The sequence below is a fragment of the Pseudomonas sp. Pdm06 genome (genome assembly GCF_014851795.1).
Lineage (GTDB): Bacteria > Pseudomonadota > Gammaproteobacteria > Pseudomonadales > Pseudomonadaceae > Aquipseudomonas > Aquipseudomonas fluorescens_AA.
In genome coordinates, this window is the sequence record NZ_JACVAH010000011.1 from 128,387 (window position 1) to 149,895 (window position 21,509).

Annotated in this window: 21 protein-coding genes and 1 pseudogene; 12 read left to right on the plus strand and 10 right to left on the minus strand. The window is 61.5% G+C overall.

The window, feature by feature from the left end:
* Window positions 1–91 precede the first annotated feature (91 nt).
* Window positions 92–979: a LysR family transcriptional regulator gene (locus IB266_RS18615; protein WP_060739659.1), complete on the minus strand. Its 888-nt coding sequence runs from the start codon at window positions 977–979 to the stop codon at window positions 92–94.
* Between the two features lie 133 nt (window positions 980–1,112).
* Between IB266_RS18615 and lysM the strand changes: the two genes are divergently transcribed.
* Window positions 1,113–1,553, plus strand: a complete 441-nt coding sequence (lysM, locus tag IB266_RS18620) for a peptidoglycan-binding protein LysM (RefSeq protein ID WP_192262053.1) — start codon at window positions 1,113–1,115, stop codon at window positions 1,551–1,553.
* A 111-nt stretch (window positions 1,554–1,664) separates the two neighbouring features.
* Here lysM and yrfG read toward each other — a convergent pair whose 3' ends face one another.
* Window positions 1,665–2,327, minus strand: a complete 663-nt coding sequence (gene yrfG, locus IB266_RS18625; RefSeq protein ID WP_192262054.1) for a GMP/IMP nucleotidase — start codon at window positions 2,325–2,327, stop codon at window positions 1,665–1,667.
* An 88-nt stretch (window positions 2,328–2,415) separates the two neighbouring features.
* Between yrfG and nudE the strand changes: the two genes are divergently transcribed.
* Together nudE and cysQ are read left to right on the plus strand one after the other, a co-directional pair.
* Entirely contained in the window at window positions 2,416–2,982 is a 567-nt protein-coding gene (nudE, locus tag IB266_RS18630) for an ADP compounds hydrolase NudE (protein ID WP_060739656.1), read from the plus strand.
* A complete protein-coding gene (cysQ, locus tag IB266_RS18635; RefSeq protein WP_192262055.1) occupies window positions 2,979–3,806 on the plus strand; it encodes a 3'(2'),5'-bisphosphate nucleotidase CysQ in 828 nt (275 codons plus the stop codon). The genes nudE and cysQ overlap by 4 nt, the downstream gene beginning before the upstream one ends.
* 150 nt (window positions 3,807–3,956) lie before the next feature.
* On the opposite strand, the gene IB266_RS18640 is transcribed toward cysQ, so the two are convergent.
* The 7 genes from IB266_RS18640 to rfbB form a co-directional block, all read right to left on the minus strand.
* Window positions 3,957–4,412, minus strand: coding sequence for a YiiD C-terminal domain-containing protein (locus IB266_RS18640; RefSeq protein WP_060739654.1), 456 nt, complete (start codon window positions 4,410–4,412; stop codon window positions 3,957–3,959).
* Between the two features lie 37 nt (window positions 4,413–4,449).
* The gene (locus IB266_RS18645; protein WP_192262056.1) at window positions 4,450–5,841 is read right to left on the minus strand and encodes a sigma-54-dependent transcriptional regulator; all 1,392 of its coding nucleotides are present in this window, start codon (window positions 5,839–5,841) and stop codon (window positions 4,450–4,452) included.
* On the minus strand, window positions 5,838–7,646 hold the full coding sequence (locus IB266_RS18650; protein ID WP_060739652.1) for a sensor histidine kinase: 1,809 nt from the start codon (window positions 7,644–7,646) through the stop codon (window positions 5,838–5,840). The genes IB266_RS18645 and IB266_RS18650 overlap by 4 nt, the downstream gene beginning before the upstream one ends.
* Before the next feature lie 68 nt (window positions 7,647–7,714).
* Complete coding sequence (gene rfbD / locus IB266_RS18655) at window positions 7,715–8,599, minus strand: dTDP-4-dehydrorhamnose reductase (RefSeq protein ID WP_192262057.1); 885 nt, start codon at window positions 8,597–8,599, stop codon at window positions 7,715–7,717.
* Entirely contained in the window at window positions 8,596–9,141 is a 546-nt protein-coding gene (gene rfbC / locus IB266_RS18660) for a dTDP-4-dehydrorhamnose 3,5-epimerase (RefSeq protein WP_192262058.1), read from the minus strand. The genes rfbD and rfbC overlap by 4 nt, the downstream gene beginning before the upstream one ends.
* Window positions 9,138–10,013 carry a glucose-1-phosphate thymidylyltransferase RfbA gene (rfbA, locus tag IB266_RS18665; RefSeq protein ID WP_192262059.1) on the minus strand — a complete coding sequence of 292 codons (876 nt, stop codon included), beginning with the start codon at window positions 10,011–10,013 and terminating at the stop codon, window positions 9,138–9,140. Before rfbA ends, rfbC begins: the two co-directional genes overlap by 4 nt.
* Window positions 10,010–11,092, minus strand: coding sequence for a dTDP-glucose 4,6-dehydratase (gene rfbB / locus IB266_RS18670; RefSeq protein WP_103308422.1), 1,083 nt, complete (start codon window positions 11,090–11,092; stop codon window positions 10,010–10,012). Before rfbB ends, rfbA begins: the two co-directional genes overlap by 4 nt.
* Window positions 11,093–11,301: 209 nt before the next feature.
* Between rfbB and IB266_RS18675 the strand changes: the two genes are divergently transcribed.
* The 9 genes and pseudogenes from IB266_RS18675 (at window position 11,302) to IB266_RS18710 (ending at window position 20,334) form a co-directional block, all read left to right on the plus strand.
* Window positions 11,302–14,214 (plus strand): aminotransferase, encoded by a 2,913-nt coding sequence (locus IB266_RS18675; protein ID WP_192262060.1) that lies wholly within the window; start codon window positions 11,302–11,304, stop codon window positions 14,212–14,214.
* Between the two features lie 253 nt (window positions 14,215–14,467).
* Window positions 14,468–15,574 carry an agmatine deiminase gene (aguA, locus tag IB266_RS18680; RefSeq protein ID WP_192262061.1) on the plus strand — a complete coding sequence of 369 codons (1,107 nt, stop codon included), beginning with the start codon at window positions 14,468–14,470 and terminating at the stop codon, window positions 15,572–15,574.
* A gap of 244 nt (window positions 15,575–15,818) precedes the next feature.
* Window positions 15,819–16,019, plus strand: coding sequence for a hypothetical protein (locus tag IB266_RS18685; protein ID WP_057449186.1), 201 nt, complete (start codon window positions 15,819–15,821; stop codon window positions 16,017–16,019).
* Window positions 16,020–16,195: 176 nt separating this feature from the next.
* A pseudogene (locus IB266_RS30745) lies at window positions 16,196–16,300 on the plus strand (DsbA family protein); the annotation flags it as partial.
* Between the two features lie 251 nt (window positions 16,301–16,551).
* Window positions 16,552–17,838: an OprD family porin gene (locus tag IB266_RS18690; protein ID WP_192262062.1), complete on the plus strand. Its 1,287-nt coding sequence runs from the start codon at window positions 16,552–16,554 to the stop codon at window positions 17,836–17,838.
* Between the two features lie 292 nt (window positions 17,839–18,130).
* Window positions 18,131–18,877, plus strand: coding sequence for a 2OG-Fe dioxygenase family protein (locus IB266_RS18695; protein WP_192262063.1), 747 nt, complete (start codon window positions 18,131–18,133; stop codon window positions 18,875–18,877).
* A gap of 13 nt (window positions 18,878–18,890) precedes the next feature.
* Window positions 18,891–19,328, plus strand: a complete 438-nt coding sequence (locus IB266_RS18700) for a GNAT family N-acetyltransferase (protein ID WP_170842317.1) — start codon at window positions 18,891–18,893, stop codon at window positions 19,326–19,328.
* Window positions 19,325–20,038, plus strand: coding sequence for an AzlC family ABC transporter permease (locus IB266_RS18705; protein WP_053117411.1), 714 nt, complete (start codon window positions 19,325–19,327; stop codon window positions 20,036–20,038). The genes IB266_RS18700 and IB266_RS18705 overlap by 4 nt, the downstream gene beginning before the upstream one ends.
* Window positions 20,017–20,334, plus strand: coding sequence for an AzlD domain-containing protein (locus IB266_RS18710; RefSeq protein WP_060739643.1), 318 nt, complete (start codon window positions 20,017–20,019; stop codon window positions 20,332–20,334). The genes IB266_RS18705 and IB266_RS18710 overlap by 22 nt, the downstream gene beginning before the upstream one ends.
* Here the strand turns inward: IB266_RS18710 and IB266_RS18715 are convergent.
* A complete protein-coding gene (locus IB266_RS18715; protein WP_192262064.1) occupies window positions 20,251–21,177 on the minus strand; it encodes a LysR family transcriptional regulator in 927 nt (308 codons plus the stop codon). The two genes, IB266_RS18710 and IB266_RS18715, sit on opposite strands and share 84 nt — an antisense overlap.
* Window positions 21,178–21,509 lie beyond the last annotated feature (332 nt).

The window sequence follows — 21,509 nt, forward strand, 5'->3', positions numbered from 1 at the left end:
GCATCACTGAAAGTAGGAATAGTGTTAAGACTAAATGCGGCAATCTGCCACGTCTAATCGCTATTACTGATCTTCCAATAGATGACGTCGATCAAGAAGTCGTCGCTGATTTCTGGTAGAGGGCAAAACAGGCCTCTGCCAACGCCGAGCGGGGGGCACCACGCCGCATGATCAGGCCCAGCGGGACTAGCGTCTGGGCGTTTTCAATGGGTTGGATGCGCAAATCCTCGGTCAGGACGTCCAGGCCGCTGTCCAGGGGCATCACCGCGCAACACAGCCCGCCGTGCACAGCTTGTAACAATTGGTGCACCGCGTCGGTTTGCAACAGTGGTTGTGGGGTCAGGCCCCGGCTGTGGAAATTGTGGTCGATGGACTGGCGAAAATGCATGCCGCTGGTGAGCATGCCCAGGGGCAGTTCGATCAAGGCTTCCCAACTCAGCGGTTGTTCACCGAAAAAGAAATAACGCTGGTCGTAAAGCAAGCCCATGCGGGTGGGGCTGAAGGGCAGTGCCTCGAAACGTTCGTTGTCCAGGCGTTCCAGGTAGGAAACGCCCAGGTCGATGCGGTTGTTCGCCAACTGTTCGAGGATGCGTTCGGAGCTCAGGGACGACAATTCGAAACGCAGGCTGGGGTGCTCGGTGTGCAAGCGCTGCATCATCGCCAGCGGGTCGAAGTCCGACAACGGCACCACGCCCAGGCGCAGCGTACCCACCAGGTTGCCCCGACAAGCCGCCGCTTCGGCCTGCAGCCCGTCATAGGCCGCCAGCACCGTGCGCGCCCAGGCCAGCACCCGTTCTCCCGGCGCGGTGAAACCTTCAAAGCGCTGGCCGCGGTTGACCAGCGGCAGGTCGAGTTCTTCTTCAAGGCTGCGCAGGCGCATCGACAGGGTCGGCTGGGTGATGTGGCAGCGTGCGGCGGCCTGGCCGAAGTGACGGGTTTCGTCCAGCGCGATGAGAAATTTCAGCTGCTTGATGTCCATCTTCGCTCCAGGGCGCGGGAAGATCCGGATTCTAGCGCTTGCGCGTGGCGGGGTCATTGGTCGGCTGGGAACCGGGTTCGTCTTGCCTGGTCTAGTCTTTGCGTCTGGACATTTAAATCAAGGAGCGTGTGCCATGAGTATCTTTAGCTTTGTGAAGGAAGCCGGTGAAAAGCTGATCGACCTGCTGACCCCCGGCAATGCCAATGCCAGCGAACAACTGAAAGAGCACATTGAAAAGGTCGGCCTGGGCAATCCGAACGTTCAGGCCACCGTCGAGGGCGATAAAGTCATCGTCACCGGTGAAGTCGCGAGCCAGGAAGAGAAGGAAAAGATCCTGTTGGCGGTGGGCAACATCGCCGGCGTCGGCAGTGTCGACGACCAGATCACCGTGACGGGCCCGGTCGCTGTACCGGCGAAGTTCGTCACTGTTGAGAAGGGTGACACATTGAGCGCCATTTCCAAGCGAGTTTATGGCGACGCGAACAAGTACAACAAGATTTTCGAGGCCAACAAACCGATGCTGTCGCACCCGGACAAGATCTACCCAGGGCAGGTGTTGCGTATTCCCGAGTAACTTGCAGGTCTGTATTGTCTTCATCGCGAGCAAGCTCGCTCCCACAGGGTTTCCTGGTTCGCCGCGAAACCAATGTGGGAGCGAGCTTGCTCGCGATGAATATGGCGCGGTTCAAAGCCCGGCAATCAAGTCCCGATAATCCTCCAACGCCTCGAACTCTCCCGTATCCTTCGGCCCCTTGCGACTGTCCGGTTCGCTGACCGCCAACAGGTGCGCCACGCCGAAATCCCGGGCGCTGCGCAGCACCGGCAGGGTGTCGTCGATGAACAGGCTGCGGGCCGGGTCGAAATTCAGGTCGGCTTGCAGCGCGTCCCAGAATTGCGGGTTTTCCTTGGGGAAGCCGTAGTCGTGGGAACTGATCAAGCGTTCGAAGTAGGGGGCCAGTTCGATGCGTTCCAGCTTCAAGGACAACGAATCGCGGTGGGCATTGGTGATCATTACCACGCGTTTGCCGGCCCGCTGGATGGCCGCCAGGAACGTATCGGCGTCCGGGCGCAAGGCGATCAAGTGGGCGGTTTCCAACTTCAGTTCGCGCACCGGCAACTTCAGCTCAGTGCTCCAAAAGTCCAGACAATACCACTGCAACTGGCCGGCGTTGCGCTCGAACAGGGGTTGCAGCTCCATCTCGGCCATCGCCCGGCTCACGCCATGTAGTTCGGCGTAGCGCTGGGGCAGGTGTTCGAGCCAGAAATGGTTGTCGTAATGCAGGTCCAACAGGGTGCCGTCCATGTCCAGTAGAACCGTATCGATCTCATGCCAGGGCAGCAAGGCCATAAAACTTCTCCAGCGGTAATCGGATATCCGACACAAACAATCAGAATAGGCCGGGTATAGTAGCCCGCTATCGCCCAGGGAGCCGTTTATGCGCCAGAAACCCACCATACTCGATCGCCGGATCGTCGCTACCAGCCGCCTGTTCTGTGTGGAAGAACTGAAATTGCGGTTTTCCAACGGTGTGGAACGTACCTATGAACGGCTGGCGAGTAACGGTGCGGGCTACGGCGCGGTGATGATCGTGGCGATGCTCGACGCCGACCACGCGGTGCTGGTGGAAGAGTATTGCGGTGGCACCGATGCCTACGAACTGTCCCTGCCCAAGGGCTTGATCGAGCCAGGGGAAGACGTGCTGGCGGCGGCCGAGCGTGAGCTCAAGGAAGAAGCCGGCTTCGGTGCACGACAGTTGGAACACCTGACCGAGTTGTCGCTGTCCCCTGGCTACATGAGCCAGAAGATCCAGGTGGTGCTGGCCACCGATCTGTACGAAGAACGGCTGGAGGGCGACGAGCCCGAGCCGATGGGGGTGGACAAGGTCAACCTGCGTGAGCTCTCGGCCCTGGCGCAGAACCCGCAATTCACCGAGGGTCGGGCCTTGGCGGCGCTGTACCTGGCCCGTGACCTGCTGGCCCAGCGTGGAGCGTTCCTGTCATGACTTTCCCTCATCCGTTGATGGCTCCCGTAGTCGAGCTGGCGCTCCAGGCCGGTGAAGCGATCCTGCCGTTCTGGCGTGCCAACGTGCAGGTCAACCATAAGGCTGACGAGTCGCCGGTGACTGCCGCGGACATGGCGGCTCATGATGTGATCGTGGCCGGGTTGACGGCGCTGGCCCCGGATATTCCGATCCTCTCCGAAGAGGACGCCGATATTGCCCAAAGCGTGCGCGCCGGCTGGCAGCGCTGGTGGCTGGTGGACCCGTTGGATGGCACCAAGGAGTTCATCTCCGGCAGCGAGGAGTTCACCGTCAATATCGCCTTGGTGGAACAGGGCCGTGTGGTGTTCGGTGTGGTATCGATGCCGACCAATGGACGCTTTTACGTCGGCGGCGCCGGGTTGGGTGCCTGGCGTGGCGACAAGGGCGGCGTGCCTTTGCCTATCGCGGTTCGTGATGTATTGGCGCCGGGCGAAGCGTTCACCGTGGTCGCCAGTCGCCGGCACACCAGCCCGGAGCAGGAACGCCTGCTGGAGGGCTTGAGCGGGAGCCTGGGCGAGCTGCAACTGACCAGCATTGGCAGTTCGTTGAAGTTCTGCCTGGTGGCCGAAGGCGCGGCGGATTGTTATCCCCGGCTGGCGCCGACCTCCCAGTGGGACACCGCCGCCGCCCAGGGTGTGCTGGAGGGGGCGGGGGGCGAGGTGTTGGACTTGAGCGGCGAACCGTTCTGTTATCCACCGCGGGAGTCGCTGTTGAATACGTCATTCCTGGCGTTGCCGGCCAAAGCGCCGTGGCGTGGGAAGCTGTTGGAGCTGGCTCGCGCTTAAGTCTGGCTCGATCCCTTGTGGCGAGGGGATTGTGGGAGCAAAGCTTGCTCGCGATACAGGCGCCTCGATTTCTGAAAGACCGCAGCGCCTCCATCGCGGGCAAGCCTTGCTCCCACACAGCGATACCTCGCCACAGGGGCCGGCGGTGTTTCAGCGGTGCAACACGTATTGCCCCTCGAATTGCACCGCGATTTCATCGCTCCCCACGTTCATCACCTGTGTCTGCAACGCCAGCCGCGCCCGGCCATAGCGCCGATACGTGGCCAGGAAGCGCTTCCACAGCTTTTCCTCGGGCGCATCGCAGACGACAGTCGCATCGCGGGTCACTGGCAGCGGATAGCTGATCTGCCCTTCCTGAATCACGATATGCCCGTCTTCGATGCCTTCCTCGCGCAGGGCCAGGTGCAGCCAGCCCCAGCCACCCAGTACGGCGCCGCAATACAGGCTGCCACCGAACATGGTGCTCTTGTGGTTGACGTTGGCCGCCAGCGGCAAGGACAGGCGCAGTTGCCGAGCCTGCCAATCGAGCACCTTGAGGCCCATGTCCCGGGTCAAGGGGATGTCGTGGTGCAGGATCGATTCCAGGTAACGGCTGTCGCGGTTCATTGCGGGGCCTCTTGCTTGACGGGGAAATGACGATAATTCAATCGGACTCATCGGCCGAACCCTGGCTGCTGTCGCCGAAGGTCAGGCCATGCTTGCGCAACTTGTCGTGCAGGGTCTTGCGGGGGATGCCCAGGGCTTCGGCCAGGCTGCGCACCGAGCTGTGGGGGCGCGCCAGTTCGGCGGCGATCAGGGTTTTCTCGAAATTTTCCACCTGTTCGCTCAAGCCGCCACTGACCAGTTCCACCGGTGCGCCGGGGTTGCCGTCTGGCGCGCTGTTGTCCAGGGCCAGTTCCAGTCCCAGGGCAAAGCGTTCGGCGGCGTTCTGCAGTTCCCGGACATTGCCCGGCCAGCTATGGCGCAGCAGCAACGCCCGTTGCGCCGGCTGCAATTCGTGGGGCGGCAGGCCATGGCGAGCACTGGCTTCGTTGGCGAAGTGCTGGAACAGCATGAGCGCATCCTCGCCCCGTTCGCGCAACGGCGGTATGCGCAGCGGCGCGACGTTCAGGCGGTAATACAGGTCGGCGCGGAAACGTCCCTGGTCGGCGGCCTGGCGCAAGTCTTCCTTGGTCGCGGCGATGACGCGGATATCCAGCGGGATCTGTTGATTGCCCCCCAGTCGTTCCACCATGCGCTCTTGCAGCAGGCGCAGCAGCTTGACCTGGACATCCAGGCTCATGCTTTCGATTTCATCCAGAAACAGCGTGCCACCGTTGGCGAACTCGAACTTGCCGATACGGCGTTTCTGCGCGCCGGTAAAAGCACCGGGCTCGTGGCCGAACAGCTCGCTTTCCACCACCGACTCGGCCAGGGCCCCGGCGTTGATAGCCACGAAGGGGCCATTGCGTCGGCTTGAGAGGTCGTGCAAGGCACGGGCGACCACTTCCTTGCCAGCGCCGGTTTCACCGAGGATCAACACGTCGGCGCGGGTGGCGGCCAGAGCCCCGATCTGTTCGCGCAGGCGCAGCATCGGAGTCGATTGGCCGACCAGGCGGGCGCTGAGTTCGTGGCGATCGCTCAGGGCCAGGCGCAGGCTGCGGTTGTCCAGCACCAGGCGACGCAAGGCCAGGGCGCGGCGTACGCTGTCGAGAAGATGATCGCTGGCGAAAGGTTTTTCCAGGAAGTCGTAGGCCCCGGCGCGCATTGCCTGCACCGCCAGCGGCACGTCGCCATGGCCGGTGATCAGCAGCACCGGCAGTTCCGGGTCCTGGGCGTGGAGTTCGCCCAGCAGTTCGAGGCCATCCATGCCCGGCATGCGAATATCACTGACCACCACCCCCGGCCAGTCACGGGGCAGTTGCCCGGCCACGCCCTTGGCTTCGGCCAGGGGCAGGATTTTCAGGCCGGCCAGGTCGAGGGTCTGGCTCAAGGCCTGACGCAGATGGGGATCGTCATCGATCAGCACCACCTCAATCCGGTTATCGATGGTCATACACTTCGGTCCTCGGACGGTTGCAGGCTCACCCCGGGTGCGCCGGCGCGCAGCTTCAGGGTGATCAGGGCGCCGCCTTCCTTGTGGTTGGCGAACGACAGTTCGCCGCCGAAGGCGCGCATCAGGGTGTCGCAGATCGCCAGCCCCAGGCCAAGGCCCTGGGTGCGCGTCTTGGTGGTGTAGAAGGGCTCGCCGGCGCGGCCCAGGGCTTCCATGCAAAACCCCGGGCCGTTATCGCGGATGTACAGGTTGACGCCGGTGTCGGTGGCCTGGGCGCTGAGCCAGAGTTTGCGTGGCGGGCCTTTCTCTGTGAGCGCATCGAGGGCGTTGGCCAACAGGTTGCCGAGTACCTGGCGCAGGCGGGTTTCGCCGGCCTCGACCCACAGCGTGGCGGCCGGCAAGTCACGGATCAGTTCCACTTCCATGCTGCGCCGGCGTTTGGCGAGCAGCGCCAGGGCGTCGTCCAGCGCCGGTTGCAGGGCGACGCTTTCCGGGGCATGACGGTCGCGGCGGGCAAAGGCGCGCAGGTGGGCGATGATCGACGCCATGCGCCCGGTCAGTTCGCTGATCAGCTTGAGGTTGCCGCGGGCATCCTCGGTGCGTTGGTGGTCGAGCAATATCTCGGCGTTTTCCGCGTAGCTGCGAATCGCCGCCAGCGGCTGGTTGAGTTCGTGGCTGATGCTCGCCGACATGGTGCCCAGGGCCGACAGCTTGCCGGCTTGCACCAGGTCATCCTGGGCACGGACCAACTCCTGCTGGGCTTGTTCGCGCTCCAGCACTTCCTGCTTCAAACGTCGGTTCAGCCCTTCCAGGTCGCTGGTCCGTTCGGCCACCCGCCCTTCCAGCTGGTGGCGGGCCTTGGCTTCGAAGGCGATCCGATCCAGATAATGGCGCCGGCGTTGCATCATCAAGCCGAGCAACAGCATCAAGACCAGCAATGCCGCGCCGCCGATGGCGACCACGGTGCGCACAGGACGGTCGATCAACGTGCGCGGGGCGAGAATGCTCACGCTCCAGCCGGTCTCTTCGATGGATTGGGTCTGGGTCAGCCAGGCGTTGGCATCCAGGTTCAGCGGCTTGGGGTCGCGGGTCGGATAAGGCTGTACCGCGCTGATGGCCTTGCGCTCGTCGTCGCCCAACGGCCGGGTCGCGCGAAATCGCCATTCCTGGCGCGACGTGAGGATGACCACGCCATTGTGGTCAGTCACCAGCAACTGCTCCGGGGTCTTGCCCCACAGGCTTTCGGTGTGGTCGAGGTCGACCTTGACCACCAGCACGCCGATGACTTTCTCGCGGTCGCGCACGGCGGCGGCAAAGAAATAACCACGCTTGGCCGAGGTGGTGCCCAGGCCGAAGAAGCGCCCCAGGCGCCCGGCCATGGCTTCGATGAAGTACGGACGGAAGGCGAAGTTGCGTCCCACGAAACTGTCGTGCTTGTCCCAGTTCGACGCCGCCAGGGTCTTGCCGGTGGGGTCCATCAGGTACATGACTTCCGCGCCGGTCTGGGCGCTGATGTTTTTCAGCAGCCGGTTGGCGTTGCCTTGGGTCACGCCGTCGTCCGGGGCCGACAAGGCGGCGCGCAAGGCCGGCAGGTCGCCGAGAATCTGTGGCAGCACCTCATAGCGGTGCAACGTGCCCAACAAGTTGGCGACGTAAAGGTCCAGGGTCTGGCGGTTCTGCCCAGCCAGTTCACTGCGGTAATAACGTTCGGCCAGATGCTCCAACGGCCACAGCAACGGCGCCAGGCACAGCGCGAGCAAGGCCAGGCTACGCCAACGGGGTCTGCGGGGAAGGGTGGAATTCATGAGCATCGGGCGCCTGTGGTGACAGGCGTATTATGCCTAGTTGCCTCGCAAATACTATTTGTAAGGCCTTACCAGGCTTGTCCGGCAAGACACTGCTGCAACGCGTCTCGCCAGTCGGGTTGGCTCACCGCCCATTCCTTGAGCAGGCGGCTGCAGTCCAGGCGCGAGTTCAGCGGTCGAGGGGCCGGCGTCGGGTAAGCGCTGGACGCAATGGGCTCAAGCAGTGCACACGACTTGTGTCGCTCGAGCAGGTTTTCGCCGATGGCCTGGGCGAAACCGAACCAGGACGTCTCGCCCCGGGCCGTCAGGTGATAGGTGCCCCAGGCTCCGGGTTGACCGGCCTGCCAGCGTTCGATCAGTTGGGCGGTGCTGTCGGCAATGGTGCCCGCCCAGGTCGGTGCGCCAATCTGATCGGCCACCACCCGCAGCTGCGGTTTTTCCTGCAACAGGCGTTGCATGGTCAGCAGGAAATTGCGTCCCTCGGTGGAGTACACCCAACTGGTGCGCAGGATCAGGTGCTGGCCGCCTGCCTGGCCGATGGCATGTTCGCCAGCCAGTTTGCTGCGCCCGTAGACACTCAGCGGGTTGGGCGTGTCGTCCTCGGTGTAGGGGGCGGGCTTGAGGCCATCGAAGACGTAGTCGGTGGAGTAGTGAATCAACGGGATGCCCAGGGCGAGCGCTGCCTGGGCCAGGATGCCCGGTGCCGTGGCATTGATGGCAAACGCCCGTTCCGGTTCGCTCTCGGCCTGGTCGACGGCCGTGTGAGCGGCGGCATTGATGATCAGGTCGGGCCTCAGGGCTTCGATGGGCGCGTGCAGGGCGTCCGGTTGCGCCAGATCGAGCTGGTCGCTGCCGCGTACCAGCAACTCGCCCATGCCGCTCAGGCGCGACTGGAGTGCCTGGGAAACCTGGCCATTGCGGCCGATGATCAGGATGCGCAGGGTGGAATTCATGGGAACAGGTCTGCCTCGTGCAAGGCCTTGCCGTTCTGGTCCTTGGCCGAGAGGATCGGCGCGCCTTCCAGCGCCCAATCGATGGCCAGTTGCGGATCGTCCCAGCGAATGCAGCGCTCGGCCGAGGGGGAGTAGTAATCGGTGGTCTTGTAGAGAAAGTCTGCCGATTCGCTCAGTACGACAAAGCCGTGGGCAAACCCTGGTGGCACCCACAACTGCCGATGGTTCTGCGCCGACAGGCGAACGCTTGCCCATTGGCCGAAGGTCGGCGAGCTGCGACGAATGTCCACCGCGATATCCAGCACCTCCCCGGCAGTGACGCGTACGAGTTTCCCCTGGGCCTGTTCGATCTGATAGTGCAGGCCCCGCAACACACCCCGGGTGGAGCGTGAGTGGTTGTCCTGGACGAACGGCAGGGTGCAGCCGGTCGCCTCGGCAAACGCCCGGGCATTGAAGCTTTCGTAGAAAAAACCCCGATCGTCACCGAAGACTTTCGGTTCGATGATCAGGATGTCCGGCAGACGGGTGGCGATGACGTTCAACGTGTTTCTCCGGCGATCTTGAACAGGTACTGGCCGTAGCCGGTCTTGCCGAAATACTGGGCGCGCTCAAGGATGTGCTCGCGGCTGACCCAACCTTGCTGGTAGGCAATTTCTTCCAGGCACGCCACTTTCAGGCCTTGGCGATGTTCGATGGTCTGCACGTACTGCGAGGCTTCCAGCAGGCTGTCGTGGGTGCCGGTGTCCAGCCAGGCGAAACCGCGGCCGAAGCGCTCGACGTGCAGGTCGCCGCGTTGCAGGTAGGCGTTGTTGACGTCGGTGATTTCCAGTTCGCCGCGTTTGGAAGGCTTGATGGCCTTGGCGATCTCGATCACGTCGTTGTCGTAGAAGTACAGGCCGGTCACCGCGTAGCTGGATTTAGGCACAGTGGGTTTTTCTTCGATGGACATCGCCCGCCCTTCCGCGTCGAAGTCGATCACGCCAAATCGCTCGGGGTCCTTGACCCAGTAGCCGAACACCGTCGCGCCACTTGGCCGGTTGATGGCCGTCTGCAATTGCTCGCCGAAATACTGACCGTGAAAAATGTTGTCGCCCAGGATCAGGCACACCGAGTCGCTGCCAATGAACTGTTCGCCGATCAGGAACGCCTGGGCCAAGCCATCGGGCGATGGCTGCTCGGCATAGCTGAAGTGCACGCCAAATTGCTGGCCGTCGCCCAACAGGTTGCGGTATTGCGGCAGATCCTGAGGGGTGGAAATGATCAGGATGTCTTTGATGCCCGCGAGCATCAGCACCGAGATCGGGTAGTAAATCATCGGTTTGTCATAAATCGGCAAGAGCTGCTTGGAAACCCCGAGGGTAATCGGGTGCAGGCGGGTGCCGGAACCACCGGCCAGGACAATGCCTTTCATCATGCAATTGCATCCTTGTTGTCGAGCGAGCCCAGGCGCTCGCCTTGATAACTGCCGTCCTGGACACGTTGGCACCACAGCAGGTTCTCGAGGTACCACTGCACGGTCTTGCGCAGCCCGGTCTCGAAGGTTTCCCGAGGTGTCCAGCCCAGTTCCCGTTCGATCTTGCTGGCGTCGATGGCGTAGCGCAGGTCGTGGCCGGGGCGATCCTGGACGAAGCTGATCAGGTCGGCATAGTGCTCGACGCCTTCGGGTTTGCGTGGTGCCAGCTCTTCGAGCAGCGCGCAGATGCTGCGCACCACGTCGATGTTTTTCTGCTCGTTGTGCCCGCCAATGTTGTACGTCTCGCCGACCGCGCCCTGGGTGACGACCTTGAGCAGCGCCCGGGCATGGTCTTCGACGAACAGCCAGTCGCGCACTTGCTGGCCGTTGCCGTAGACCGGCAGCGGTTTACCGGCCAGCGCATTGAGAATCACCAGGGGAATCAACTTCTCGGGGAAGTGAAACGGCCCGTAGTTGTTCGAGCAGTTGGTCAACAGCACGGGCAAGCCGTAGGTGCGTTGCCAGGCGCGGACCAGGTGGTCGGACGCCGCCTTGCTCGCCGAATACGGTGAGCTTGGGGCGTAGGCGGTGGTTTCGGTGAACAGGTCATCCACGCCGTGCAAGTCGCCATACACTTCATCGGTGGAGATGTGGTGGAAGCGAAACGCGCGTTTCTGCGGTTCGGCCAGGGCCTGCCAATAAGCGCGGGTGGCTTCCAGCAGGCTGTAGGTGCCCACGATGTTGGTCTGGATGAAGTCTGCCGGGCCATCGATGGAGCGGTCTACATGGGATTCGGCCGCCAGGTGCATGATGGCCTCAGGCTTGAATCGCGCGAGCACCGCACTGACGGTCGCTTGATCGACAATGTCGGCCTGGACGAATTCGTAGCGGCTGTCGTGATCGATGCTGCTCAGCGATTCGAGATTGCCAGCGTACGTCAGCTTGTCGAGGTTCAGGACCTGGTGCTCGGTATCGAGAATCAAGTGCCGTATGAGCGCCGAGCCGATGAAGCCAGCACCGCCAGTGATGAGAATGCGCATCCGGTTAAGCCTTTTTCCGTGGGACGACAAAGCATTAGGAGCATAGCTTGTCGGCATGGCGGGAGCGGCGCAAGCGAATATCCCCTGGACACACTCTCCCCATACATCGCCTCAGGAGCGCTGTGCATATTTTTGAACAGAGGGGTTGCTTATCCTCCGACTCAGTGGCGAGATAGGCATCCAAACAAAACCACTTCAGGGGTCCTTGTATGCCACTCGCTACGTTGGTTCACCGTGCCAGTTTGCCAAGCCCACAGATCAGCGCCGAGCAAGCGCTGGTGCTGTTGCGCTTGAATTACGGACTCAGTGGCGACCTGCGACCCCTTGGCAGCAACCAGGACCTCAACTACCGCGTTGACAGCGAGCGCGGGCGCTTTGTGTTGAAAATTTGCCACGGCGACTACGCTGTCCCGGAAATACAGGCTCAACACGCAGCCCTCAAACAGTTGGCCGGACACGACGCGGTGAAAGTCCCGCGGGTGATTTGCGCCAGCAACGGGCTGGACCTGCTGACATTGGACGTCGACGGCCAAGCGATTCACATGCGCCTGCTGGAGTACATCGACGGCCAGTCCCTCACGCAACTCAAGCACCTGACACCCGAGCTTGTCACGGGCCTGGGCCGCCTGTGCGCGGAAATGGACCTGGCCCTGGCGACATTCGACCACCCGGGCCTGGAGCGCACCCTGCAATGGGACGCGCGCCATGCCCCGGCCCTGGTCGAGTACCTGTTGCCTGTCATCGCGGATGAACAACGGCGCCATCTGGTCGCCGAGGTCGCGCAACAGGCCGAGCGACGCTTGCAACCGCTCAAGGCCAGCTTGCCGGTGCAGGCGATCCACATGGACATCACCGATGACAACGTGGTCTGGCAGCGCGATGCCCAGCGCCAGTGGCAATTGCAGGGCGTCATCGATTTCGGCGACCTGGTCCGTACCTGGCGCATCACTGACTTGTCGGTGACGTGCGCGGCCCTGCTGCATCACGCCGACGGCGATCCGTTCTTCATCTTGCCGGCGATCAAGGCCTACCACGCAGTCAACCCCTTGCAGCACCAGGAGCTGTTGGCGCTGTGGCCACTGATCGTGGCGCGCGCCGCGGTGCTGGTGCTCAGCGGTGAACAGCAGGTTTCCATCGACCCGGACAACCAATACAGCCGCGACAACCTGGCCCATGAGTGGGAGATTTTCCGAGTGGCTCACTCGGTGCCTTTCGAACTGATGGAAGCGGCGATTCTCACCGCCGTCGGCCACAGCCTGCCGGCCATTGCCAGCGAGGGCTTTGCGCCGCTGTTGCCGACCCTGGTGGGGCGTGAGTTCGCCCTGATCGACCTGGGTGTGCTGAGCCCGCATTTCGAGGCCGGCAATTGGGAGCAGCCGGGTATCGACCAGCGCCTGCTGGACGAAGCCGCCGGGCTTCACGGCCTGGCCGCCAGCCGCTACGGGCAGTACCGTTTGTCTCGCACCCGGCCGGACAGCGCCATCGAACCCGACACTTATCCGTTGCACGTGGCGTTGAGTGTGCCCCAGGGCACGCCGCTCGAATCGCCGTTCGCCGGGGTTGTGCACAAGGCTGCCGACGGTATGTTGCAACTGGACAGCGCGCAGCTGAGCGTGCGCGTGTGGGGCGTGACGTCGCCGTTGCATTCCGGGGCGGCGCTGGTCAAGGGGCAGGTGCTGGGTGAAGTCACGGGGCCGTTGCAGGTCCAGTTGTGCCGGGGCGCCCAGGTGAATCCGCCGCTGTTCTGCACGCCCAGCAGGGCCGCGGCCTGGCAGGCGCTTTGCCCTTCGCCGGCGTTGCTGCTGGGGCTGGCCTGCGATGCCGAGCCGGAGGCTGACCCCGAGGCGCTGCTGGCCCGCCGCGATGCGAGCTTCGCCCGTTCGCAGAAACATTATTACGTCGATCCGCCGCGCATCGAGCGTGGCTGGCGCAACCACCTGATCGACATGCAGGGCCGCTCGTATCTGGACATGCTCAACAACGTCGCCGTGCTGGGCCACGGCCATCCCCGCATGGCGGCGGTGGCTGCCCGGCAATGGTCGCTGCTCAATACCAACTCGCGTTTCCACTATGCGGCGATCGCCGAGTTTTCCGAACGCCTGCTGGCGCTGTCGCCGTCCAACATGGACCGGGTGTTCCTGGTCAACAGCGGCACCGAGGCCAATGACCTGGCGATCCGCCTGGCCTGGGCCTACAGCGGCGGACGGGACATGCTCAGTGTGCTGGAGGCCTATCACGGCTGGTCGGTGGCCGCCGATGCGGTGTCGACGTCCATCGCCGATAACCCCCAGGCCCTGAGCAGTCGCCCGGACTGGGTGCACCCGGTGACCGCTCCGAACACCTATCGTGGCGAGTTCCGCGGTCCCGACAGTGCGCCGGACTACGTGCGCAGCGTCGAGCACAACCTGGCGAAAATTGCCGAGAGCAAGCGTCAGCTCGCCGGCTTCATCTGCGAACCGGTGTACGGCAACGCCGGTGGGATCGCACTGCCGCCCGGTTACCTGAAGCAGGTCTACGCGATGGTGCGCGAGCGCGGTGGGGTCTGTATCGCCGACGAGGTGCAGGTCGGTTACGGACGCATGGGCGAGTTTTTCTGGGGCTTCGAAGAGCAAGGCGTGGTGCCGGACATCATCACCATGGCCAAGGGCATGGGCAACGGCCAGCCGCTGGGTGCGGTCATCACCCGCCGGGAAATCGCCGAGGCACTGGAAGCCGAGGGGTACTTCTTCTCGTCGGCCGGTGGCAGCCCGGTCAGTTGCCAGATCGGCATGGCGGTGCTGGATGTCATGGAAGAAGACAACCTCTGGGAAAACGCACGGGTGGTTGGCGGGCACTTCAAGGCTCGACTGGAGGCTTTGATCGACCAGTATCCATTGGTCGGTGCGGTGCATGGTTCCGGGTTCTACCTGGGCGTGGAACTGATCCGTGATCGCGAGACCCTGGAGCCGGCCACTGAAGAGACCATGGCGCTGTGCAATCGCCTGCGAGAGTTGGGGATCTTCATGCAACCGACTGGCGATTATCTGAACATCCTCAAGATCAAGCCGCCGATGGTGACCACGCGTCAGAGTGTGGATTTCTTTGTCGATATGCTGGCGAAGGTATTGGACGAGGGGCTGTAATCGATCTGGAACGCCAAGCTGTTCTCTTGTTGGAGCGAGCTTGCTCGCGATGACGGTGTCCAAGCCAATATTAATGTGGCTGAACAACCGCTATCGCGAGCAAGCTCGCTCCCACAGGGTTTGGCGCACCTTTTTAAATCGATTTTTGTCGGTGTTTTCCGCTTTTTTTTGATGGTGTTTAGTTTTTGTGGCTTTATTAGTCGATATTTATCGTTTATAAAGTTGCCACTGCCCATCGCCCAGGAGATGACCCATGACAACGTTGCACAGCACTCCGCGCGCGGATGGTTTCCACATGCCTGCCGAATGGGCGACCCAGACCCAGGTCTGGATGATCTGGCCCGAGCGTCCGGACAACTGGCGCCTGGGCGGTAAGCCCGCGCAGGCCGCCCACGTGGCGGTCGCCAAGGCCATCGCCCGTTTTGAACCGGTGACCGTAGCGGTGTCCGCGGCCCAATACGAAAATGCCCGGGCGCGCCTCGATGTACCGAATATTCGCCTGGTGGAAATGTCCAGCGACGATGCCTGGGTCCGCGATACCGGCCCTACGTTCGTAATCAATGACAGCGGGGAAGTGCGCGGTGTCGATTGGGATTTCAACGCCTGGGGCGGTTTTGACGGCGGCCTGTACGCGCCCTGGAATCGGGATTCGCAAGTGGCTGGCAAGATCCTCGAGATCGAACGCAGCCCGCGTTATCGCACCGAAGGTTTTGTGCTCGAGGGCGGGTCGATCCATGTGGATGGCGAAGGCACCGTGATCACCACCGAGGAGTGCCTGCTCAACCGCAATCGCAACCCGCACATGAGTCGTGAGCAGATCGAGGCGGTGCTCAGCGCGCAATTGGCGGTGGACAAGATCATCTGGCTGCCGGACGGTCTGTTCAATGACGAAACCGATGGCCATGTGGATAACTTCTGCTGCTACGTGCGTCCGGGCGAAGTCCTGCTTGCCTGGACCGACGACCCGCAAAACCCGAACTACACCCGCTGCCATGCGGCGATGGATGTGCTGCAAAACAGCACTGACGCCAAGGGACGCTCGTTCACAGTGCACAAAATGCCGATTCCGGGGCCGATGTATGCCACCGAAGAGGAATGCGCGGGCGTGGATGCGGTGGAAGGTTCCCAGGAGCGCAACCCAACCGTGCGACTGGCCGGCTCCTATGTGAACTTCCTGATCGTCAACGGCGGCATCATTGCGCCCAGCTTTGACGACCCGCTGGACGCACCGGCCAGGGACATCCTGCAGAACCTGTTCCCGCAGCACGAAGTGGTCATGGTGCCCGGGCGCGAACTGTTACTGGGCGGCGGGAACATTCATTGCCTTACCCAACAGCAACCCGCGCCATACGTAAAATGAGTGGCGATGTAACAGCCTGCTGATAGCGCCTGCGCCGGCCCTGCGTTGGCGATTTTGGATCCATCCCGGCAAGCCCGCGGCCCGATTGGGCCGTGGGTTTTTTTGTATCTGTTCATGGGTGGGCGTGGATACATTGGCATAGCTCTTGTATCGGATCCGCGGCAGTTCCGGGGAATGGAGCTGAGTTGTTTTGTCATAAACCTTGGATAAATTAGCCGCTCATCAACCAGGAGAGGGCGCTGGAATGAATATGACAAGCGAGCGCACATGCCATCCCTTGGCCGTCAATGGTGAGTCGCTTCAAGCCTTGGCGCAGTGGTTGAAGTCCAACGGAACGCGTCAGATCAGAGAACCTGATCCGCGCCGGATGATCGTTGAGCGTTACCCCGCTGGCCTGTTCAGCGAGGCTGAGTTGGAAGCGTTGTGGGATGTGATGCAAGGATAGAATTCGACGGATTGATAAAAAGCGCTGGCCGGGATGGCAGCGCTTTTTTTGTGCCCGCGGGTTTTCGAGTTCACACAAAAATCCCTGTGGGAGCGAGCTTGCTCGCGATAGCGGTGGATCGATAACACGACTGTTGACTGACACACTGCCATCGCGAGCAAGCTCGCTCCCACAGGTGGCTGGGCAAGCCCGAGGCCTTCGCCCAATGGCTCAAGCAAACCCTGCCGGAGCAGGCCTTTGCGCCATCGGCGACTTGCGGTTTGGATGGCTGTTCGTTCTGATCGATTCTTAGATGTTTTTCGCCCAATCACAGACGATTCACGAAATTGACACACTGTTGAGGGCGCGACTAGGATTCGCCCTACGCCTGTGGCTGACAGCCATGACTCTTAAATAATAAAAAGGCCCGACACGATAAAACGTGGGCGGGCCTTTTCATTATTTTCAGGAGCAAGAGTCCGAAAAAGAGCGCAAAAAGCGCCATTTCGGCTGCTCGCCGCGGTGCGTATCAACCCGTACAAGGAAAATAATCATGTTGAACAAGCGCATTAGTTTGATCGCACTGGGGATCTTGAGCACGACACACGCCATGGCCAACGACCAGGCGGAGTCAAAGGGGTTCGTTGAAGACAGCAGCTTGAAAGTGCTGTTGCGCAACGCTTATATCAACCGCGACTACAAAGACGGCAACAAGGACAAGGCTGAATGGGGCCAGGCGGCCATCGGTACGTTCTCGTCCGGTTTCACCCAAGGCACGGTGGGCGTGGGTGTAGATGCCTTCGGCCTGTACGCGTTGCGTCTGGACGGCGGCAAAGGTCGTAGCGGTGCGCAAGGCATCGACTTCTTCAAGCAAGGTGACAGCGGCAACGCGGCCGATGACCTGTCCAAGTTCGGTGCCGCGGTCAAGTTTCGCGTTTCCAACACCGTACTGGCCTACGGTGACCAGATGCCGGCCCTGCCGGTGCTGAGCTATGACAACTCGCGCCTGCTGCCGGAAAGCTACACCGGCACGCTGATCACCTCCAAGGAGATCAAGGGCCTGGAACTGAATGCCGGTCGTTTCACCGCCGAATCGCGCAAGAGCGCCGAAGGCCGCGACAGCGGTGGCCTGAAGTCGATCAACGTATTGGGCGGCAGCTACCAGTTCACCGAGCAGTTCAAGGCTTCGCTCTACGCCTCGGATGTCGAGGACGTACTGAAGAAGCAATACGTGAACGCCAACTACGTGTTCCCGCTGGCCAAGGATCAATCCCTGACCCTGGACTTCAACGGTTATCGCACCAAGCTGGACAACAGCTATGTTCGCGAAAACAACGTCACCGGCGACGACAACAAGATCTGGAGCCTGGCCGCCACCTTCGCCACCGGCCCGCACAGCTTCACGCTCGCTCACCAGCGCAGCACCGGCGACAGCAACCTGGGCTACGCCTACGGCGGCTATCAGCGCGGGCAGAATCGTGTGGGTGACGGCGGCAACACGATCTACCTGGCCAACTCCTACTGGTCCGACTTCAACGCCGAGGATGAGCGCAGCTGGCAGTTGGGCTACGGCCTGGACTTCACCACCTTCGGCGTTCCGGGCCTGACCTACAACGTCGCTTATGTGCGTGGCGATAACATCACCACGTCCACCAGCGAAGGCGGTACCGAGCGCGAGATCTTCAACCAGTTCAAGTACGTGGTCCAGAACGGCCCGGCCAAGGACTTGAGCGTCAGGTTGCGCAGCTCCGTGCTGCGGGTGTCGCAGAAGTCCAGCGAGTACAACGTCAGCGGCAATGAGCTGCGGGTGTTCGTGGATTACCCGATCAGCGTCTTCTGATGCCTGAACGGGTTACGAGCTTGTAAAACCGTGGCGAGGGAGCGAGCTCCCTCGCCACAACTGATTCATACCCGCCTGAAGTGAATAGCGTTGCGACGCCAAACTCGGGTTCTTTTGGCTTTTTGCGCAAGAAAAGCCACTGAAACAGCCTGTTTTCCCGAGAAAAAGTCGTACTAATGCAACGTTGCCCTCCGTTTCAAGCGTCGCTTGAAATGCCTCAAATACTTTCTCATGGACGTAAATCCTGCACCTACTAGATTAGGCCGCTCAATGCAGTGGAGACCTATGAAAAATGATCGTTCTGAACAGGGAAGTGGGCGAAGCGCTGAGACGTGACAAATACGTCAACGTTCGCGGTGGGGACTTCAACCTCTACGGTCATTTCGGCGATTTTGTCCGGCTGACCAAAAGCTGGGAAAACATGGAGCCCGACAGTTACTACGGCCAGGCCGAGTCAGGCATGCGTTTTCGCCGCTACAGCGACTTCGAATACAACCCTACGACCCGAGAGCTCAAGCAGCTCGAACACCGGGCCTACGTTCAGTCCAAGGCCAACAACAGCTATGTCGGCGGACTGGAGCGTCACTTCCAGGACTTCTCCAACGAAGTGATCAATTCGCCGGTGATGCGCAGCCTGATCGACACGGACTTCGAGGTGTACAAGAACGTCCTGCCGCAGGAGTTGCACGATGAAATCTGGCAGTGCCAGATCCATCAGATCCGCATCGAGATCAAGCCGGGCAAACAACTGGAAATCACCCCCGAAGGGATTCACTGCGACGGCTATCCGTTCAGCGGCGTGCACTTCTGGGGCCGTCAGAACGTGGCGGGTGCGGAGAGCCGTTTGTACAGCACCCAGGAAGAACAACTGGCGGCGACGACCTACGAGGACATCCTCGACACCACGTTCTTCCTGGACCGCGACATGCGCCATTACGTGACCCCGGCGCGCAACACCCATAGCCATGACATGGCGTACCGGCAGATCCTGGCCATTTCCTTCTCGCGGCCCGGGACCGCTTTCGACATTGTTCGCTGAGCGGCTCGAACCCATGGACGACCCGGTGCAGCAAGTCCTGTTGCGCCGGGCCATGGTCCGGGACGCCGAGCGATTGGAGCGGTTCTTTCGCGGTTTCGACGAAGTGTCGTTCTGCGAATGGCAGGACGCCCGATTCTTGCGCGGTGTGTTGTTGCAGGACACCACCACTGCGTACCTGGCCATCGATGCGAGCGGTGACGTGGTGGGCGCGGTGATCGGCGGCATGCTCGGTACCCGTGGCACGATCAATCACTTGGCGGTCAGCCCGCAGCATCGTACCAAAGGCCTGGGCCAGCGCCTGGTCGAGGCCGCATCGGCTGACATGAAACGGGTAGGCGTGCTGCGCATGTTCCTTTTCGTCGACGATGCTAATCTGGCCGGCAAGCGTTTCTGGGCCGCCCAGGGGTTCTGTGAGCCCCGGGGTGAAATCACCTTCGAGAGGGATTTATGAACAAGACTTCCAGCCAGCCGCTGGCGGTCGAACCACAAGCCTCGCGTACCTTTGCTGAAGCCAGTCCGGTGGTAGCGGGTTATTTCACGGTTTCGTTTGTGTTCGGTCTGATGGCGGTCAACGCCGGGCTACCCCTGTGGTTGCCGGTGGCGATGTGCCTGTTCGTTTACGCGGGTGCTTCGCAATTCGCGGCGCTGGCATTGATTTCCAGCGGTGCGTCACTGACCACCATCGTGCTCACCACGTTCCTGATCAATGCCCGGCACATGCTGATGTCGGTCTACATGGCCAAGGCCCTGCGTGCGCTGGGTCTCAGTCGTTTCGAACGCTGGTGCTACGCGGCAGGGTTGACGGACGAGTCATTCGCTTTCCACAGCGTCAAGCTCGGCAGCGGGGCGCCGGTGAGCGTGCGCTACCTGGTCGGTTTCAACCTGTTCTGCCATACGTCCTGGGTGCTCGGTGGTTTGCTGGGCGCGGTGTGCGCGCAATACGCGGCGCACCTCATCAAATACCAGCTCGACTATGCGCTGACCGCGATGATGCTCTATGTGCTGGTTTCGTTGTGCGACACCCGCAACAAACTGATCGCGGCCCTGGCGGCCGTCGTCTGCATGGGCGGGCTGAGCCTGCTGGGCAGCTCGCCGTTCAATGTCTTCATTGCCACGTTCGTTGGCTGCGGGGTGGGCGTATGCCTGACCAAACGTTCCTGATCCTGGTCGTGGTCCTGATGATGGCCGTGACCTTCCTGCCACGTGCCCTGCCGTTGCAGGTCAATACCGACCACTGGCCGCCCTTCGTCGCCCGTGCCCTGGAATACCTGCCAGTGGCGATCGTCGCTGCCATCAGCCTGACCCCATTATTGATCAAGGACCAGCAGATACAACTCGACCGCCCTGAGTTTTATGCCGCGATTCCGACGCTGTTATGTGCGTATTTCAGCCGCAACCTGTTTCTCAGTGTGGCGCTGGGCACGGCGGCGTACATCGCGCTCGGTTCGTTCCTGTAGCGTCAGGTCCACCACATCGTGCAGCGCCTGGCCAGACAACTCCGGATTATTCACCGCCAGACGGACCTCGAGGAAATCCTCGAAGTCCGGGAAAATCGCCAGGCCGTTGCGCAGCGCCGCCTCCCGGGACACCAGCCCCAGGCCATCGAGCTGCGTGATCAACGACAATGTCAGCGTCTCACTGCAGGAATACACCATGCGCTGGCTCGATCCGTATTCACCCAGGCCTGCGTCGAGAAAGCGCAGGAAGCTGTGGGAGTACGGACATTCTTCTGCCGGACGCACCTGAAACTTGTCACCGAGCAGGCCAAGGGAGTCGTCTTCGTCACCACAATGGGCGCCGACCACCTGAACCTGCACATCCGGCATGGCGATGCTGGTAAACCCGCCCTGTTGCTGCCCAATCAGGATCGCCAGGTCAAAATCTTCGTTCCTGAGCTTGCTCAGGTTCTCCATCGACTCGGCGTAGCTGAATTCCAATTGATACTGGGGGAACACGGCGATCAATCGATCGATCATCCGTCGGTTGAATTCCGCCGGCAGGGTGGTATTGAGCGCCACTCTGAGCGTGCGCTGTCGCGGAGTCTTGAGTGCCGCGACTTTTTCTTCCAATTGCCGGGTGGCAATCAGCACCTGATCCATGAAAGGGGTCAGTTCCGAGCCCTGGCTCGTCAACGTCAGGCCCTTGTTCGAGCGTCGGAACAAGCGGAAACCGAACTGTTCCTCGACCTTGTTCAACTGCGCCGCCAACGCCTGCACCGTGAGGCACGAATGCTCGGCCGCTGCCGACAACGAGCCGGTCTGCACGATACGCATGAGGTTGCGTAGGGTTCTGCTATCCATGAGGTAATGCCCTCTGCTTAAGTGGGCTCGCTATTGTTGTGCACCTGGGCCGGCCAGGTGGTCATGCTGGCTATCATCATGCACCTTGCCACGCTTGTCGCGATTTTGTGCCGAAAAGCGCCGGGAGGCGATGGTTGGAGCTTATGCGGGATTTGGGGCTTTTGCCCAGTGGATGCTGGCCAAGGCCCATTAGCTGGAACCTGGTTGCGTTTGTTGACCTGGAAAGCCATGCCGAATGGGTTCAGATGGAGCGTCGATAGAGTTCGTTTGCGAATAAAAACTTAAAAATAATCCATATGTGTACTATCCTCTAAGCACCACCCCGCTAAAAA

Bases quoted from the DNA above. Each gene is read 5' to 3' on its own strand.
- IB266_RS18615 (WP_060739659.1), bottom strand. From the start codon at position 979: ATGGACATCAAGCAGCTGAAATTTCTCATCGCGCTGGACGAAACCCGT.
- lysM (WP_192262053.1), top strand. From the start codon at position 1,113: ATGAGTATCTTTAGCTTTGTGAAGGAAGCCGGTGAAAAGCTGATCGAC.
- yrfG (WP_192262054.1), bottom strand. From the start codon at position 2,327: ATGGCCTTGCTGCCCTGGCATGAGATCGATACGGTTCTACTGGACATG.
- nudE (WP_060739656.1), top strand. From the start codon at position 2,416: ATGCGCCAGAAACCCACCATACTCGATCGCCGGATCGTCGCTACCAGC.
- cysQ (WP_192262055.1), top strand. From the start codon at position 2,979: ATGACTTTCCCTCATCCGTTGATGGCTCCCGTAGTCGAGCTGGCGCTC.
- IB266_RS18640 (WP_060739654.1), bottom strand. From the start codon at position 4,412: ATGAACCGCGACAGCCGTTACCTGGAATCGATCCTGCACCACGACATC.
- IB266_RS18645 (WP_192262056.1), bottom strand. From the start codon at position 5,841: ATGACCATCGATAACCGGATTGAGGTGGTGCTGATCGATGACGATCCC.
- IB266_RS18650 (WP_060739652.1), bottom strand. From the start codon at position 7,646: ATGAATTCCACCCTTCCCCGCAGACCCCGTTGGCGTAGCCTGGCCTTG.
- rfbD (WP_192262057.1), bottom strand. From the start codon at position 8,599: ATGAATTCCACCCTGCGCATCCTGATCATCGGCCGCAATGGCCAGGTT.
- rfbA (WP_192262059.1), bottom strand. From the start codon at position 10,013: ATGATGAAAGGCATTGTCCTGGCCGGTGGTTCCGGCACCCGCCTGCAC.
- rfbB (WP_103308422.1), bottom strand. From the start codon at position 11,092: ATGCGCATTCTCATCACTGGCGGTGCTGGCTTCATCGGCTCGGCGCTC.
- IB266_RS18675 (WP_192262060.1), top strand. From the start codon at position 11,302: ATGCCACTCGCTACGTTGGTTCACCGTGCCAGTTTGCCAAGCCCACAG.
- aguA (WP_192262061.1), top strand. From the start codon at position 14,468: ATGACAACGTTGCACAGCACTCCGCGCGCGGATGGTTTCCACATGCCT.
- IB266_RS18685 (WP_057449186.1), top strand. From the start codon at position 15,819: ATGAATATGACAAGCGAGCGCACATGCCATCCCTTGGCCGTCAATGGT.
- IB266_RS18690 (WP_192262062.1), top strand. From the start codon at position 16,552: ATGTTGAACAAGCGCATTAGTTTGATCGCACTGGGGATCTTGAGCACG.
- IB266_RS18695 (WP_192262063.1), top strand. From the start codon at position 18,131: ATGATCGTTCTGAACAGGGAAGTGGGCGAAGCGCTGAGACGTGACAAA.
- IB266_RS18700 (WP_170842317.1), top strand. From the start codon at position 18,891: ATGGACGACCCGGTGCAGCAAGTCCTGTTGCGCCGGGCCATGGTCCGG.
- IB266_RS18705 (WP_053117411.1), top strand. From the start codon at position 19,325: ATGAACAAGACTTCCAGCCAGCCGCTGGCGGTCGAACCACAAGCCTCG.
- IB266_RS18710 (WP_060739643.1), top strand. From the start codon at position 20,017: ATGCCTGACCAAACGTTCCTGATCCTGGTCGTGGTCCTGATGATGGCC.
- IB266_RS18715 (WP_192262064.1), bottom strand. From the start codon at position 21,177: ATGGATAGCAGAACCCTACGCAACCTCATGCGTATCGTGCAGACCGGC.